Source organism: Acinetobacter sp. LF10, assembly GCF_048585715.1.
GTDB lineage: Bacteria > Pseudomonadota > Gammaproteobacteria > Pseudomonadales > Moraxellaceae > Acinetobacter.
Window position 1 is genome coordinate 2,114,476 of record NZ_CP184160.1, and the last position, 16,403, is coordinate 2,130,878.

Consider the following 16,403-nt stretch of genomic DNA (forward strand, 5'->3'; position numbering starts at 1 on the left):
TAATTACCCCATCAAAGCCTCTAGATGGTGATTTCAGCCCTTCGATTTACTCATATAAAGTTGAAAAATTCATCGGATTTAGATCCGATCCAATCGGTTGGTAGGCATGAGTAAAACTCGGTGACATACGCTTTGGACGACCTGTTGTAATTTCAATACACGCCCATTTGGTATTGCCTACGAATAAAATACTTTGATCCTTTGGGCGGTAAAATGCGTACTGACGAAAGGAATAGAGCGCATTAATATCATCTAACCATGTCCGCAAGATAACTTCTTCACCTTCAAGTGCTGCTTTCCGATACTGAACATGATGCTCTACCGCCACCATTGCATGTTTGAGTTCTAAATATTGAGCTAGACCTAAACCTAATCTTTCGATATGGGCTGCTGCGACATCTTGCATCCACTGAATATACATGACGTTATTGACATGACCTAAAACATCAATATGTTCAGGTTGTACAGTTATTCTCAAATCAAAAATAGTACTCATAAACCTACTTATTTCGTCAATCCAAGCTCAGTCGCATACACTAATCTAAACACTTATACATTACAAAATAAAAACCACCCTATTTCAGGGTGGTTTTAAAAAAACTAACAATAACTTAAGGCAAACGTAAACCTAAAATTGCACGCTGACCTTGGCGAATAATAGCTACTCGAGCAACACTATTTTTTGGTAGAGCTGCCATTGTTTTTACAAACATTTGACTATTTAAAATAGGTGTACCATTAACTTGAAGGATAACATCACCTGCAACAATGTTTGATAATGATGCCAAGCTACCGCGTTTAACATCCTGCACCAATATCCCACCACGGACATCCAATTTCGCTTGCTCTTCAGGCGTTAAATTACGAATGCTCATTCCTAGACCACTGGTTGGATTGTTTTTATCCTCAGCGGCTGGCGTATCATCTGGTGCAGTACCTAAAGTTGCTGAAATAGTGCGGACTTTATCGTCACGTAATACTTCTAATTGAACAGTCTGACTAGGTGCTACGCGATTTAATACATTTAACAAATCGCTAGTACGGGAAATAGAAGAACCATTAATTTTTAAAATCACATCACCCGATTTTAAACCTGCTTTTTCAGCAGGAGACTTTGGCGTAACTTGATTGATTAGTGAACCTTCTGGTTTTGGCAGTTTGTACGCTTCTGCAAGGTTGCGATCAATATCTTGCAACATCACACCAAGATAAGAACGAGTCACTTTACCATTGGTTTTCAGCTGTTGGACTACATCCATCGCGACATCAATCGGAATCGAGAATGACAAACCCATATAACCGCCAGTACCGCTAAAGATACGCGAGTTCACACCAACCACTTCACCACGTTGGTTAAATAACGGACCACCTGAGTTACCAGGGTTTAATGCAGCATCTGTTTGAATGAACGGTACTGACGTTTCACCACTCATATTTCGAGATTTAGCGCTCACAATCCCTGCTGAAGCAGAATAGTCAAAGCCAAAAGGCGAACCAATTGCTAAAACAGGCTCACCAACTTTTAACTGGTTTACATTACCAATTTTTAATTCTGGGAAATTTGCACCATTTACTTTAAGCACAGCAACATCAGTGCGCTCATCACTCCCCACCAAAGTTGCATCAAGTTCACGTCGATCGTTTAAAGTAATACTGATACGAGACGCATTTTCAATCACATGGTGGTTTGTAACGAGATAACCATCTTTACTAATAAAAAACGCACTACCGTATGCAGTTTTTTCTTGTGGCCCTTGTTGTTGAGGAATAATGACTTGATTACCAAAAAAACGTCGTAAAATTTCAGGCACTTGTTGCTGCAACAACTCTTCCTGAGTCATCTTTTTTACAACATTGACACTCACAACAGCAGGACTCACCTGCTCTACGAGATTCGAAAAATCTACTGGTGAGGCTGCGTTAACTTGTACAGCAGCAACCGTAAATACCGCAGCATACATTCCTTGTTGTAAATAGCGACTTTTCATGAAGTGAGAACCTACGTACTAATGATCTATAGAATATTAAGATTATGTTTGTATCATAACCCAACTGTAATCTTCGTAAAAATATGTTGATATTTTCAATGCATACAACGATGTAGCATATTGAAATGTGAATAAATTATGGAGAAAGTCTCCATGATTTATAAGCTTATTAACGTTTTATCGTGGGCAGCTTAATATTAGATTAAAATGATGTATTGAATACTTATCCTTGTTAGACTTTAAGGTGATTGACAATTCATATCAGTAAAAATTGTTTACATTCGCTAAAAAATCGTTCAATTCTAGGCAGATTGGCACTTGCCTTTTTTGTTAAAAAGCGTTGTCATTAGCGAACGTTTAAAACTGAAGCAGATCGACATGCCTGATTTAAAAACAATTCACCATTTTGACGTGATAATTGTGGGCAGTGGCGGTGCAGGTTTAAGTCTTGCACTCTCTTTACCGAGTCATTACAACATTGCCATTTTAGCAAAAGCTGAGCTCACAGAAGCCAGTACTTTTTATGCTCAAGGTGGTGTTGCTGCGGTCTTAGACGAGACTGATTCAATTCAACAACATATTAATGACACTATGATTGCAGGCGGACATCTTTGTGAGTTGGACGCCGTGAAACATACAGTCGAAGGTGGCAAGCCTTCTGTTGATTTCTTATTGAAGCAAGGTGTTCAATTCACTTTAGATGATGATGAGCAATTACACCTCACTCGTGAAGGTGGTCATTCACAACGCCGTATCATTCATTCTGCTGATGCAACAGGTAAAGCAATTTCAACCACGCTTGTTGAACGTGCTAAAGAACGAAAAAATATTACAATTTTTGAAAATTATATTGCGATTGACCTCATCACATTACATAAGCTTGGTCATCAAGACAAAAATAATCGTGCGATTGGTTTATATGCATTAAATGAAAAAACAGAACAAGTTCATACATTCTTAGCCCCTTTCACAGCTTTGGCCTGTGGTGGTGCAATGAAAGCTTATCTCTATACTTCTAACCCGGACATTGCAACCGGTGATGGTATCGCGATGGCTTATCGAGCTGGTTGTCGTGTTGCCAATATGGAATTTAACCAATTCCATCCAACTTGCTTATACCATCCCCAAGCTCGTTCCTTCTTGATTACAGAAGCCATGCGTGGTGAAGGTGCTTATTTACGTTTGCCTGATGGTGAACGTTTTATGTTACGTCTTGACGAACGTGCTGAACTTGCGCCACGTGATATTGTTGCACGTGCGATTGACTATGAAATCAAACGTCTTGGTATTCGCCATGTTTGGTTAGACATCACACATAAATCACCTGAATTTATCACTGAGCACTTCCCTACGCTTTACGCACGCTTACTCGAACTTGGCATTGATATTACCAAAGATATGATTCCTGTTGTTCCAGCAGCCCACTATACCTGTGGTGGTGTCGTTGTAAATGAGCATAGCCAAACTGACTTAGACGGTTTATATGCCATTGGTGAAACATCTTATACAGGTTTACACGGTGCAAACCGTATGGCGAGCAATTCACTTCTCGAATGTTTCGTGTATGGCATGAGTGCAGCAGAAGATATTCAAAGCAAGCATAATATTAGCTTTGAATTTCCAGATGTACCTTCTTGGGATGAATCCCAAGTGACTGATGCCGATGAAGATGTTGTCATCTTACAAAACTGGGATGAATTGCGTTCAACTATGTGGAACTATGTGGGTATTGTTCGCACCACTAAACGTTTACAACGTGCCTTACACCGCATCGAAATGCTGAAACGTGAAATTAACGAATACTATCAAGGCTACCGTGTCAGTAAAAACCTGATTGAGTTGCGTAACCTAGTTCTAGTTTCTGAAATGATTGTACGTTGTGCGATGGAGCGTAAGGAATCTCGTGGTTTGCATTACACGCTGGATTATCCAGAACTCTCAAACGAGATTCGCAAGACAGTGCTAACACCACCAAACTTTAAGGTGGAACAACCATTGGTGAATGAATGATAAAATTAAGGCTAAAGATGCTTACTTATACATCTTTAGCCTCCAAAATTATTCATAAATTCGAGCAGCCATAAGCATTTCTGCAAAGGTTTTCCAATCAGGTTGAGCTAAACGGTCAACCTGATCTGTATTTTTATAATATCCGTCCATATCTTCAGTCCATGAAGCTAAAGCATCAAGAAAATCAGACAGATTAATATTCTCCCAATTGTTTGGATCATCTATAAAGTTCTGACGTAATTTCTTAATAAAAATCGCGAGTTCAGTATGACTAGATATCGCATCAATTGCCTTATCTAAATGATAGCTATCATGATCTTTATTCATTAGAACTGGCCTATTTCAAATATTGCAAAGCATCTTCAAACACAACATCCGCATTCTGTGTTGCATCCAAACGCTTCATCCGTTCAGGTTCTGCTTGCCACAAAGTCTCATAACCCTCACGAACTTTAGCAAAGAAACTTAATTTCTCTTGCTCAAAACGATCCAATGCCCCACGCTCTCTCGCACGCGTCATGCCCAGCTCAATCGGGGCATCTAGCCAAAAGGTAATATTCGGCATTTTCGCCACAAAAGTTTGATTTAACAATTGCAACTTTTCCTGACTTAAACCACGTCCAGAACACTGATAAGCAAAGCTTGCATCAGTAAAACGATCACTTAAAACGATCTTACCTGCATTTAAAGCAGGGATAATGACTTGTTGTAAATGTTGCGCACGTGCTGCATAAATTAATAACAACTCAGTATCATGACTCATTTGTTCTTCGTGATTCACTGCTAATAATAAAGAGCGAATCTGTTCAGCTAACGGCGTTCCACCCGGTTCACGCGTCAAAACGACTTCTTTACCTTGCTGTTCAAAGTACTGATGAATTTTACGGATGAGTGTCGTCTTACCTACACCTTCCGTACCTTCAAAACTAATAAACATCATTCATCCTACTTTTGCTTTGCACGTAATGCAGTTAAATATTCTTGAACTGCACGATTATGATCTTCTAAAGAAGCTGTAAATTTATGCCCACCATTGCCTGTCGCAACAAAATAAATATTCTGAGCATCATCAGGATGCATCGCTGCTTCAATTGCTTTTTTACTTGGTAATGCAATCGGAGTAGGCGGCAAACCATTGATCGTATAAGTATTATAAGGTGTTGGCGTTCGTAAATCATTACGCGTGATATTCCCCTTATAATTATCCCCCATACCATAAATTACAGTTGGATCAGTTTGTAAGCGCATACCGATTTTTAAACGACGTACAAACACACCTGAAACTTGTTCTAGTTCGCTATCTAAACTGGTTTCTTTTTCAATAATCGAAGCCATGATTAAAGCTTGGTATTTATCGTTATATGGTAAGTTCGGTGCTTTTTTTGCCCAAGCTTCATCCAATGATTTCATTTGGCGGCGATATAAATCCGTTAAGATTTTTTTATCTGTTTCACCCTTAGCAAAGAAATAAGTATCTGGTGCAAATAAACCTTCAGGGTGTGAATAAGGAATATCTAAAGCGTTTAATAATTGGTCTTGTGGTAGATCTAAAATAGTCTTGCTAACATTCGGATCTTTCTTTAAATTTTGTAGTAATTGTTTAAATGTTGTCCCTTCAATCACCAAAATACGATTCATCTGTGCATTTTCAGCGTCAGACAACATATCAAGCACTTGACGAACACTCATCCCTTTATTGATTTCATACACACCAGCTTTCAAACTGTCATGAATCATAAATTTCTGATAAATCTTTAAAATAATAGGGAAATCGACTTTGTTTTCTTTGGCTAAATGATCAATAAATTTTGAGTAAGTATCACCCGAAGAGATGACTAAAACTTGTTTCTTCCCTTCGACTGGATAGTTCTTAAATAAGCTTGCCCAAAGCACACCGAATACGAGCAAAAGAAAGACGACGATTACAATCAATAAGGCTTTGATAGAAAATTTAGATTTTGGTTGAGCTTTTGGCTTTTTCTTTGTTTTGGCTGGGGTCGCAGGTGGCTTTGGCATATTAATCAATCTGGCTAAGTTTCAATGTTTCAAATAAATCAAGGTAGGGTTGCTGCTCAAAAGCCCGACCATTAAATCGAATAACTGCTTTCATCGGATGTAAAGCGTTGCAGAAAAATAGACTTTGAATACGTTCAATATCATTAATCTCTACACAACCTTGCTCACACTCAATGTTGTATTGTTGCATTCGAGACAAAATCTTGGCGCGCATGACGCCGTGGACGCCATTATAACGAAGTTCTGGTGTAATCCATCGATCATTTATACGAATAAAACAATTACTGCTCACCCCTTCTACAATATAACCTTGTACATCGGTTACCAATGCTTCAAGCCACCCCAGGTGGTCAGCTTCCTGCTTTAATAACACTTGTTCTAAACGGTTTAATGTTTTTAGACCCACTAAATGGGGCATGTTTAAACCTAGAGCATGGTTTAACACCCCACTCTCAATCCACTCTGGTTGAAAAACTTGCATGACTTTAGGGTAATACCAAACATAAACATCAGCAGCATGTAGCGGCAGACTGTATCCTCGATCTCCCTCGCCCCGACTAATCACGATTTTTAACGTGCCGTTTAGAGTAAAGTGCTGTTGTTGTAGCTGAGCCAGTGCATTGTCGATCAAGGATAAATCAGCATCAAGGCTTAAACGTTGGCAGGCTAATGTTAGGCGTGCAAAGTGAAGTTGTTTGAGTTCAAAACGATCTTGAAAAATTCGTGCAGTGGTAAAACAACCATCTCCATAATGGAAGGCTCGATCTAACAATGGGATCGAATCAATCAATTGTCCATTTTTATAACACTGCATGATCAAAAATTCAGTCTCAAACACATCGTCATCATACCTTGAAACATAATCTTCGGAAAAGCCAGATCACAGAAACCTAGCCAGATTTATCATGATTGAGAATCTGATGGTTTATAAACAACCCAAATAAGCAGAGGTATGCAAAACAACTTCCCCCAATCGACCTCAACTAATTTTTTAAATAAACATTCAAAACCAAATGCTTTTAACATAATGATTTTCTAGCTATAAACCAATCTATTATCAAAAAATCAGCATAACTTATCTCTTTTTTATATTTCTTTTTTATTCATATTAAATTCGATTTTAATTATTTTTTTTGCAAAAAAACTGACGTTATGCTGCATCCATATTCCAAACAATGATTGAAGGTTTGTTGATACAGACCAATTTAAGGGGTTCTCATGCGTTTATCTCAAATTAAAGTCGGTGTTATTGCCGCATTACTCTCAGTTTCTTCATTTGCAGCACAAGAATTTTTAAATGTGTCTTATGATCCAACTCGCGAACTGTATACAGATTTCAATAAACAGTTCGGCGCTTTTTGGAAACAGCGTACAGGACAGGATATTGAATTTAAACAATCTCATGGTGGTTCAGGCAAACAAGCTCGTGCAGTCATTGATGGTTTAAATGCTGATGTCGTAACACTAGCACTTGCTGCGGACATTGATGAAATTGCAGAAAATGCAAAATTGCTTCCAGCAGGTTGGCAGAAGAAATTACCAAATAACTCTACCCCTTACACCTCAACGATTGTTTTCCTTGTGCGTAAAGGCAATCCAAAACAAATCAAAGACTGGGGTGATTTAGTTAAACCAGGTGTAGAAATTATTACGCCAAACCCGAAAACATCGGGTGGCGCACGTTGGAACTATTTAGGTGCTTGGGCATGGGCAAAACACCAAAAAGGTGGTAACGATGCTAAGGCACAAGAATTTGTTCGCCAAATTTATAAACAAACCAAAGTACTTGATTCAGGTGCACGTGGCGCAACCACTACATTTGCTGAACGTGGTATTGGTGATGTGTTACTGGCTTGGGAAAATGAAGCTTTCCTCGCAGTACGTGAACAACCGGGTAAATTTGAGATCGTTACACCTTCGCTTTCAATTCTCGCTGAGCCACCCGTTGCAGTGGTAGAAAAGAATGCTGAGAAAAAAGGCAATTTACAAATCGCTCGTGGCTATTTGAACTACTTATATTCTCCAGCGGGTCAAGAAATTGCAGCACGTAACTTCTATCGTCCTCGCAACGCAGCTGTTTTAAAGAAATATAGCACCACATTTAAACCTCTTAAGCTTGTCACGATCGATAAAGAGTTTGGTGGTTGGACAAAAGTACAAAAAACTCATTTTGATAATGGCGGTATTTTCGATCAAATCGTCAAGATCAACAGCACAGGCAAATAGAATCCCTCCCAACCTCCCTTTTTTAAAGGGAGGAGCTTCATAAATCAAATGACATATTTAAGATTTATGAAGTCCCCTCCATTGGGGTTAGGTAGAGATTATCAGGAGAATAGACATGATTCATACCGTAATTGTTCCCGGTGTTGGCGGTAGCGAAGCACAGCATTGGCAGTCTTGGTTACAACAACAACTCGTGTCTAGCTCTCGCGTTCAACAGAAAAACTGGGATCGTCCAGTATTAAGTGAATGGGTTGCCCAATTTGTCAAAACCGTTGCAGCTGTTAAAGCACCAATACAAATTGTTGCTCATAGCTTTGGCTGTTTAACCAGTGTTGCTGCACTTGCAGAACATCCAGAATTAAGCGAAAAAGTAAAGAACTTAGTTTTGGTTGCACCTGCAAATCCTGCACGATTTGGCGAAGCGGGCTTTGCTCGTCACAGCTTGACTGATTACAAACAGTATTTCCATCAGCTCAATATTGATGTGCCAACCACTTTATTGATTAGTGAAAATGATCCTTGGTTAGCTTATGTCGACGCACTACAACTGGCACAAGCTTGGAAACTGACGCCCATCAATTTGGGGCAAGTAGGTCACATTAATGTGGCATCTGGATTTGGCCCTTTTCCAGACATCCTTAATTACATGTTGCCTGAAAAAAAACTGCAACCTGTAACTCGAATGAGTCAGGCAAATTTTAATTTGAAATTTGCCTGACTGGTCATTGAATTGGCGACTCTCCATATTTTTAGTTTTAGCGTTATTTATTTGCTTGCTTTAGCAAACATTTCTCTTTGAGGAAATATCATGTCGCAGCGTTCCCGAGTGCTGCCTGGGTTTGGTCTCTCTTTGGGCTTCACCCTCGCTTATGTGTCTTTTATCGTACTTATTCCTTTATCAGCTGTATTTATCAAATCTTTAGGGATTGGATGGGATGGATTATGGGAAATTTTAACGTCAGAACGAATTTTAAAATCGTTACAACTCAGCTTTAGTGCCGCATTGATTGCGTCTTTAGTCAATGTAATCTTTGGCATACTACTGGCTTGGTGCTTGGTTCGTTATAATTTTCCAGGTAAAAGAATTGTCGATGCTTTAGTCGACCTACCTTTTGCTTTGCCCACTGCTGTCGCAGGGATTGCATTAACTTCGTTATATGCGCCTACAGGTTGGATCGGTCAATATCTTGAACCTCTAGGAATTCAAGTGGCTTACACCCCGATTGGGATTACGCTTGCCTTAATCTTCATTGGTTTACCGTTTGTGGTACGTACCGTACAACCTGTTTTGAGCGACATTGAAACTGAATTAGAAGAAGCAGCTTCTGCACTTGGTGCAAATCGCTGGCAGACCATTACTAAAATCATTTTACCCATCCTATTCCCTGCACTATTAACAGGCTTTGCTTTGGCATTTGCTCGTGGTGTCGGTGAATATGGCTCCGTTATTTTTATTGCAGGCAACCAACCCTATAAGACTGAAATTGCCCCCCTCATGATCATCTCTCGTTTAGAAGAATATGATTATGCTGGAGCGACTACGATTGCTGTCGTGATGCTTGTTCTCTCTTTTGCCATCTTATTCTTAATTAATTTAGTACAAGCATGGGCGAGTCGTCGTACAGGGAGAACTGCACAATGAGTTTAAATACCAATAGCAATGCTTTAGCCGTGAAGTTGCAGTCTCGCGATTCAACCCGTGAACCAACATGGGTCCGTTATACCTTAATTAGTATTGCACTGATTTTCTTCCTAAGTTGCTTGATACTACCGCTCATTTTGGTTTTTGTTGAAGCATTTAAACAAGGTCTTTCAGTTTACATCAATGCCTTAACTGATTCTGACACCCTGTCAGCAGTCAAACTAACCTTATTGACAGCAGCGATTGCTGTGCCGATTAATGTGATTTTTGGTGTAGCGGCTGCTTGGGCTGTGGCTAAATTTCAATTCCGTGGTAAAGCCATCTTAACCACCATTATTGATATGCCATTCTCAGTCTCCCCTGTGATTGCAGGTTTAATGTTGGTTCTGATTTTTGGTTCACAAGGTTGGGTTGGCGGTTGGTTAATGGATCACGATATTAAAATACTGTATGCCGTACCTGCCATTGTTTTAGCCACAATTTTTATTACAGTTCCTTTTGTTGCTCGTGAATTAATTCCACTCATGGAAGCACAAGGGACCGAAGAAGAAGAAGCTGCGATTGTACTCGGTGCTTCAGGTTGGCAAACCTTTTGGAAAGTGACCCTACCAAATATTAAATGGGGTTTGATTTACGGCGTCATTCTATGTAATGCCCGTGCAATGGGTGAGTTTGGTGCGGTGTCTGTGGTTTCAGGACACATCCGTGGTGAAACCAATACCCTGCCGTTACACGTCGAGATTCTTTATAACGAATATACCTTTAGTGCTGCATTTGCTGTGTCTTCGTTACTGGCATTTTTAGCGATTATCACATTGATCTTGAAAACTTGGTTAGAAATACGCCAAGACCAAGCAAATGAACATCAACCGAATCACTAAGGAATGAACACATGAGTATTCAAGTTAAAAATATTGAAAAACACTTCGGTGCATTCCATGCACTCAAAAATATCTCTTTAGACTTTCCTGAAGGTGAATTAGTTGCTTTGCTTGGACCTTCAGGCTGTGGAAAAACAACATTATTACGCATCATTGCGGGTTTAGAATCTGCTGATCATGGTCAGGTTCTTCTTGAAGGTGAAGATGCGACCAATATTCATGTTCGTGAACGTCAAGTCGGTTTTGTATTTCAGCACTATGCCTTATTTCGCCATATGACTGTGTTTGATAATATTGCTTTTGGTTTACGCGTTCGCCCACGTGCAACTCGTCCATCAGAAGCCGAAATTAAAAAACGTGTCACGCGCTTATTAGATTTGGTTCAACTGGGTTTCTTAGCTGATCGTTACCCTGCTCAACTTTCAGGTGGACAACGTCAACGTATTGCACTGGCACGTGCCCTTGCCGTAGAACCACGTGTTTTATTACTTGATGAGCCTTTCGGTGCACTTGATGCCAAAGTTCGTAAAGAATTACGCCGTTGGTTACGAACTTTACATGATGAACTACATATCACATCTATTTTTGTTACACATGACCAAGAAGAGGCCTTAGAAGTTGCGGATCAAATCATCGTCATGAACAAAGGTGATGTTGAACAAATCGGTTCACCTCGTGAAGTGTATGAAAAACCTGCAACCCCCTTTGTTTTTGATTTCTTAGGTCAAGCAAATCGTTTTGAAGGTGAACATACAGGCGGTATTATCCGTATCGGTGATGATCGCATTCAATTACCGACATCATTGGAAGCACCGCAAGGAAAAGTGATTGCATTTGCACGACCAAATGAATTACATATTCATACCCGACCTCAAGAGAATACGATTGAGGCAACGTTTATACGTGAGGTCTGGATTGCGGGCAAAGTCATTGCGGAATTACAAGATCGCAGTGGGCGTACCATTGAGATTTTACTTAGTGTAGAAGAAGCAAATTTACATCAATTTAGACCAAATCAAACCGTCTGGATTAGTGCGGCTCAACTTCATTTATTTGCAGACCAAACGACTCAAGTTGCTTAGAATAATATCTTGAGGGCGGTTAAATAAATTTGATCGTTCCTCATCTTTTATGTGGAAAAATTATTATGAACTTTCAACAACTCAGAATTATTCGAGAAACTGTTCGCCAAAACTTTAATTTAACTGAAGCTTCTGCGGCACTTTATACCTCCCAATCTGGTGTCAGTAAACACATCAAAGATTTAGAAGATGAATTGGGTGTACAGCTCTTTGTACGCAAAGGTAAACGCTTATTAGGCTTAACTGAACCAGGTCAATCCTTATTAAGTATTGTGGAACGTATGTTGGTCGATGCTGACAATATTAAACGTCTAGCTGATGACTTTAATAAAGTTGATGAAGGTACATTAACGATTGCAACCACGCATACCCAAGCACGGTATGTTCTTCCACCGATTGTGAATCAATTTAAAAAATTATTCCCAAAAGTACATTTGGTTTTACAACAAGCGAGTCCTGTTGAAATCGCAGAAATGCTACTCCAAGGTGAAGCAGATATTGGTATCGCAACTGAATCTTTGACGACGGAAGAAAACTTAGCAAGCGTACCTTATTATGAATGGCATCATAGTATCATTACACCTAAAGACCACCCTTTGACTAAGTTAGATAAAATTAGTTTAGATGTATTAGCCGAATATCCATTAATCACTTATCACGGTGGTTTTACAGGACGTTCAAAAATTGATAAAGCCTTTGAAGATGCACATTTACATGCAGACATCGTAATGTCTGCCCTCGATGCCGATGTGATTAAAACCTATGTTGAATTGAATATGGGGGTCGGTATTGTCAATGATGTCGCCTATGACAATGATAAAGACTACCGTTTAGAACAACTCAAAACAGATATTTTTGGTGTGAACACGACATGGATTGCAGTACGTAAAGGGCATCTTTTACGTGGCTATGGTTATGAATTTATTTCTTTATGTTCTCCAAAAACAAACATAAAAGAACTTAAAAAAGTGGCTTATCCAGAAGAATAAATCAAACAAAATGAATGGCTTTACTATTGACCATTTATTTTGACCTTAAATCTGAGCATAAAAAAACGAGCTTTAAGCTCGTTTTTTTATGTAGAGTTGGTGGATTAGAACTTAAAGCTCACACCCACTTTAGCCACTGGCATCCACTCATATTTACTTTTGTTAGCAATTTTGTCTTGCTCATCAGCAACCGCCTGATCAATCGGCTTAGCTCCATTAACACCTTTTAAGTTGTAAGCATCAAGTTTTACATCAGGGTTACCTGTGTAGTAGGCACCAACCTCACCAAACAAACCAATATTTTTATACACTGGTGCATTCAAACCTAAACCGACATAAGGCGCGATGTTATTTTTATATGACATTTTGCCACGTACACCACCCTCTTGCCCAGCATTAACAACTTCATAATCATTGTTGTCAATTGTTAAAGTACGACCTGCTGATGTACGTTTTTGAAGATCATAATCATTATCGAGATAGCCAACACCTGCTGCTACATAAAGCGAACGAGCGAACGCATTTTGACTCGCACCCCATGGATAAAGTTCAGCATTCAAATATGTGTTGTTATTCTCCATATCAAGATCATATTTGGTGCCATCAATTTTGACATCATCAGACCATGAAATATCACCACCATTATAACCAAGACTTAAACCTACATAAGGATTAACACGGTAGGAAATTGCACCACCGTAACCTGTTGTACCGACCTCAGCACGAACTGAAACTGGATTTAAATAAGAAGGGAATGCATAAACCGATTCCTTCACAACTTGCTCATCAGCTGCAAATGTAGAACCTGCAATTACTGTTAAAACACTCGCTGCTAACACAACACGCAAAGCTTTCATTGATGTCTCCTCAAAAATGCTCTTATTAAATATAATTGTTTCTGTATACGCATCATAAAAGATCGACAGATAACTTTTTATACAGAAACTGATTACTTTTTGTTATTTTTTGATACAAATTAAGGATAATTGTATAATTAAAAATTATAGATAAAAAACAACACACTCCGAGTTTATTACAATCTTATTGCTTATATTTAAAACAATTTATTGTAACGACTTTTTTCAAAGATTCTTGTGTCAAATTAGTGTAAAATCTCGGAAATTTATTTTTGGAAGAATGAAGATCATGTCTCAGCTTTCTACAATCATCGAGCAAGCCTTTGAAGACCGTGCAAACTATAGTGCAGCAGATTGCCCTACTGAAATTCGTCAAGCTGTTGAACAAGCATTAACGGGTTTAGACAATGGTACACTTCGTGTCGCTGAAAAAATCGATGGTGAGTGGGTTGTTCACCAATGGCTAAAAAAAGCTGTTTTACTTTCATTCAAACTGAATGACAACCAGCCAATCGAAGCATGTGATCTACAGTTTTATGACAAGGTTGCAACAAAATATTCAGGTTGGACTGAAGAACAATTTAAAGCTGCTGGTGTACGTGTTGTACCACCTGCTGTTGCTCGTCGTGGTAGCTTCCAAGCGAAAAATGTCGTATTGATGCCATCGTATGTCAATATTGGTGCTTATGTAGATGAAGGTACCATGGTTGATACATGGGCAACTGTGGGTTCATGTGCTCAAATCGGTAAAAACGTTCATTTATCTGGTGGCGTTGGTATCGGTGGCGTACTCGAACCATTACAAGCAAATCCAACCATTATTGAAGACAACTGCTTCATCGGTGCTCGTTCAGAAATCGTTGAAGGTGTGATTGTTGAAGAAGGTTCTGTGATTTCAATGGGTGTCTTCATTGGTCAATCAACTAAAATCTTTGATCGTGAAACTGGTGAAATCCACTACGGTCGCGTACCAGCAGGTTCAGTCGTTGTTGCAGGTAGCCTTCCATCAAAATGTGGTACTTACAGCCTTTACGCTGCAATTATCGTGAAAAAAGTTGATGCGAAAACACGTGCAAAAACTAGCTTGAACGATTTATTACGCGCAGACTAATTTATAACGTTTCTCGGAGTCTCATCGCTCCTCGTCTCTACGATCAGCTATGGTCGTAGAGATTTTGTTTTTTATGTACTTGCTGCTTATGTAGCAACTGTTTGTGGTAACTATTTATGGCTTCCTTACGCTCTTCTGCAATTCCTGTGTCTGATCCTGCGGCTGGTTTACGTATTACCGAGATCTTCTATTCTTTGCAAGGCGAAGCGAATACTTTTGGTTTACCGACCGTTTTTATTCGTTTAACGGGTTGTCCTTTACGTTGTAGTTATTGTGATACGACTTATTCGTTTGAAGGTGGCGAACGTTTATCCCTTGAACAGATTATCGAAACAGCAAGCCAGCATAAAACACCTTATATCTGTGTGACAGGTGGCGAACCGCTTGCACAACCAAACTGTCTGATTTTATTACAACGTCTTTGTGATCTTGGATTTGAAGTTTCACTTGAAACCAGTGGTGCTTTAGATGTATCGAAAGTTGACCCTCGTGTTTCCAAAGTGTTGGATTTAAAAACACCAACGTCAAAAGAAGACCATCGTAATTTATATAGTAATCTTGACCATCTCACCCCACATGACCAGATTAAATTTGTGATTTGTAATCGTGCTGACTATGAGTGGTCAAAACAGCAACTTGAACAATTTCAGTTGCAAGATAAAGTAAGTACGGTATGGTTCTCACCAGCCTTTGCTATCGAAAAAGGTGCTGTCGGATTGCCTGCTTTGGCTCGCGATTTAGCACAGTGGATTTTAGATGACCATCTCCCTGTTCGCTTTCAATTACAGTTACATAAGCTGTTATGGAATGATGAATCTGGTCGTTAAAATACTAAACATATCCGTTCTGCAAAATAGATCGGCTTTTATCAAATTTATTTTTAGGTTGAATCATGGAAAATAATATGCGTTCTCGTGCCATCGTATTATTGTCTGGCGGCTTAGACTCAACAACGTGTCTTGCATGGGCACAAGCAAATTATGATTGTATTGCATTAAGCTTTATGTATGGGCAACGCTCAACGACCGAACTTGATGCAGCCAAAGCACTTGCACAACGTGCAGGTGTAGAACATCGTGTGATTAATATTGATTTAGGCAATTTAGGCGGCTCTGCGCTTACAGATCATAACATTGATGTACCTGAACAATTACAAGAAGGGATTCCTGTAACTTATGTTCCAGCGCGTAACACCATTTTCCTTTCATATGCCCTTGCAGCAGCAGAAGTTTTTGACGCTCAAGCCATTGTGATTGGTGTCAATGCTGTTGATTATTCAGGATATCCAGATTGTCGCCCAGAATTTATTGACGCTTTTGCCAATCTTGCACGTTTGGCAACAAAGGCAGGTGTGGAAGGAAAACCCCTTAAAATTGAAACACCTTTGTTACATTTATCCAAAGCGAATATTATACGCTTAGGTATCGAACATGGCGTAGACTATAGCCAAACAGTATCCTGCTATCAGGCAGATGCTCAAGGACGTGCCTGTGGCAAATGCGACAGTTGCCGTTTACGCCAACAAGGTTTCATCGAAGCAGGTATTACGGACCCTACACGCTATACTAAATAAACGATATAGGGCAATCATAGGTACAATA

The 16,403-nt window shown here is 39.4% G+C and carries 17 protein-coding genes; 10 read left to right on the forward strand and 7 right to left on the reverse strand.

Translation table 11 applies throughout. The features are described from left to right. Window positions 1-46: 46 nt before the first annotated feature. Both ACN19N_RS10275 and ACN19N_RS10280 read right to left on the reverse strand, forming a co-directional pair. Window positions 47-496, reverse strand: coding sequence for an acyl-CoA thioesterase (locus ACN19N_RS10275; RefSeq protein ID WP_269238218.1), 450 nt, complete (start codon window positions 494-496; stop codon window positions 47-49). Window positions 497-611: 115 nt separating this feature from the next. After that, a complete protein-coding gene (locus ACN19N_RS10280) occupies window positions 612-1,988 on the reverse strand; it encodes a Do family serine endopeptidase (RefSeq protein ID WP_005215282.1) in 1,377 nt (458 codons plus the stop codon). Window positions 1,989-2,360: 372 nt separating this feature from the next. Here ACN19N_RS10280 and nadB point away from each other — a divergent pair, with 372 nt between their 5' ends. Further along, window positions 2,361-3,998, forward strand: a complete 1,638-nt coding sequence (nadB, locus tag ACN19N_RS10285; protein ID WP_269239694.1) for an L-aspartate oxidase — start codon at window positions 2,361-2,363, stop codon at window positions 3,996-3,998. A 48-nt stretch (window positions 3,999-4,046) separates the two neighbouring features. Here nadB and ACN19N_RS10290 read toward each other — a convergent pair whose 3' ends face one another. The 4 genes from ACN19N_RS10290 to pabC are packed head-to-tail and all read right to left on the reverse strand — an operon-like array spanning window position 4,047 to window position 6,828. Next, window positions 4,047-4,325 carry a DUF7660 family protein gene (locus tag ACN19N_RS10290; protein ID WP_269229975.1) on the reverse strand — a complete coding sequence of 93 codons (279 nt, stop codon included), beginning with the start codon at window positions 4,323-4,325 and terminating at the stop codon, window positions 4,047-4,049. 10 nt (window positions 4,326-4,335) lie between these two features. Next, complete coding sequence (gene tmk / locus ACN19N_RS10295) at window positions 4,336-4,935, reverse strand: dTMP kinase (RefSeq protein WP_269229974.1); 600 nt, start codon at window positions 4,933-4,935, stop codon at window positions 4,336-4,338. 8 nt (window positions 4,936-4,943) lie between these two features. Next, window positions 4,944-6,014, reverse strand: a complete 1,071-nt coding sequence (gene mltG / locus ACN19N_RS10300) for an endolytic transglycosylase MltG (protein ID WP_420001269.1) — start codon at window positions 6,012-6,014, stop codon at window positions 4,944-4,946. Window position 6,015: 1 nt separating this feature from the next. Next, window positions 6,016-6,828, reverse strand: coding sequence for an aminodeoxychorismate lyase (gene pabC, locus ACN19N_RS10305; protein WP_420002377.1), 813 nt, complete (start codon window positions 6,826-6,828; stop codon window positions 6,016-6,018). A 404-nt stretch (window positions 6,829-7,232) separates the two neighbouring features. Here pabC and ACN19N_RS10310 point away from each other — a divergent pair, with 404 nt between their 5' ends. The 6 genes from ACN19N_RS10310 to ACN19N_RS10335 all read left to right on the forward strand — a co-directional run bounded on the left by ACN19N_RS10310 (window position 7,233) and on the right by ACN19N_RS10335 (window position 12,834). Further along, complete coding sequence (locus tag ACN19N_RS10310) at window positions 7,233-8,240, forward strand: sulfate ABC transporter substrate-binding protein (RefSeq protein WP_420001270.1); 1,008 nt, start codon at window positions 7,233-7,235, stop codon at window positions 8,238-8,240. A gap of 115 nt (window positions 8,241-8,355) precedes the next feature. After that, window positions 8,356-8,958: an RBBP9/YdeN family alpha/beta hydrolase gene (locus ACN19N_RS10315; protein ID WP_420001271.1), complete on the forward strand. Its 603-nt coding sequence runs from the start codon at window positions 8,356-8,358 to the stop codon at window positions 8,956-8,958. A 90-nt stretch (window positions 8,959-9,048) separates the two neighbouring features. Further along, complete coding sequence (gene cysT / locus ACN19N_RS10320; RefSeq protein ID WP_005215272.1) at window positions 9,049-9,882, forward strand: sulfate ABC transporter permease subunit CysT; 834 nt, start codon at window positions 9,049-9,051, stop codon at window positions 9,880-9,882. Beyond that, entirely contained in the window at window positions 9,879-10,763 is an 885-nt protein-coding gene (gene cysW / locus ACN19N_RS10325) for a sulfate ABC transporter permease subunit CysW (RefSeq protein WP_420001272.1), read from the forward strand. Before cysT ends, cysW begins: the two co-directional genes overlap by 4 nt. A gap of 11 nt (window positions 10,764-10,774) precedes the next feature. Continuing rightward, window positions 10,775-11,845, forward strand: coding sequence for a sulfate/molybdate ABC transporter ATP-binding protein (locus ACN19N_RS10330; protein ID WP_269238224.1), 1,071 nt, complete (start codon window positions 10,775-10,777; stop codon window positions 11,843-11,845). Window positions 11,846-11,910: 65 nt separating this feature from the next. Continuing rightward, window positions 11,911-12,834, forward strand: coding sequence for a CysB family HTH-type transcriptional regulator (locus tag ACN19N_RS10335; protein ID WP_293745508.1), 924 nt, complete (start codon window positions 11,911-11,913; stop codon window positions 12,832-12,834). 104 nt (window positions 12,835-12,938) lie between these two features. Here ACN19N_RS10335 and carO read toward each other — a convergent pair whose 3' ends face one another. Then, window positions 12,939-13,691 carry an ornithine uptake porin CarO gene (gene carO, locus ACN19N_RS10340; protein WP_269229968.1) on the reverse strand — a complete coding sequence of 251 codons (753 nt, stop codon included), beginning with the start codon at window positions 13,689-13,691 and terminating at the stop codon, window positions 12,939-12,941. A 289-nt stretch (window positions 13,692-13,980) separates the two neighbouring features. On the opposite strand from carO, the gene dapD reads away from it, so the two are divergent. The 3 genes from dapD (at window position 13,981) to queC (ending at window position 16,375) form a co-directional block, all read left to right on the forward strand. Next, on the forward strand, window positions 13,981-14,802 hold the full coding sequence (gene dapD, locus ACN19N_RS10345) for a 2,3,4,5-tetrahydropyridine-2,6-dicarboxylate N-succinyltransferase (RefSeq protein WP_269229967.1): 822 nt from the start codon (window positions 13,981-13,983) through the stop codon (window positions 14,800-14,802). Between the two features lie 116 nt (window positions 14,803-14,918). Further along, window positions 14,919-15,629: a 7-carboxy-7-deazaguanine synthase QueE gene (gene queE / locus ACN19N_RS10350; protein WP_004661217.1), complete on the forward strand. Its 711-nt coding sequence runs from the start codon at window positions 14,919-14,921 to the stop codon at window positions 15,627-15,629. Window positions 15,630-15,706: 77 nt separating this feature from the next. Further along, window positions 15,707-16,375, forward strand: coding sequence for a 7-cyano-7-deazaguanine synthase QueC (gene queC / locus ACN19N_RS10355; protein WP_420002378.1), 669 nt, complete (start codon window positions 15,707-15,709; stop codon window positions 16,373-16,375). Window positions 16,376-16,403 lie beyond the last annotated feature (28 nt).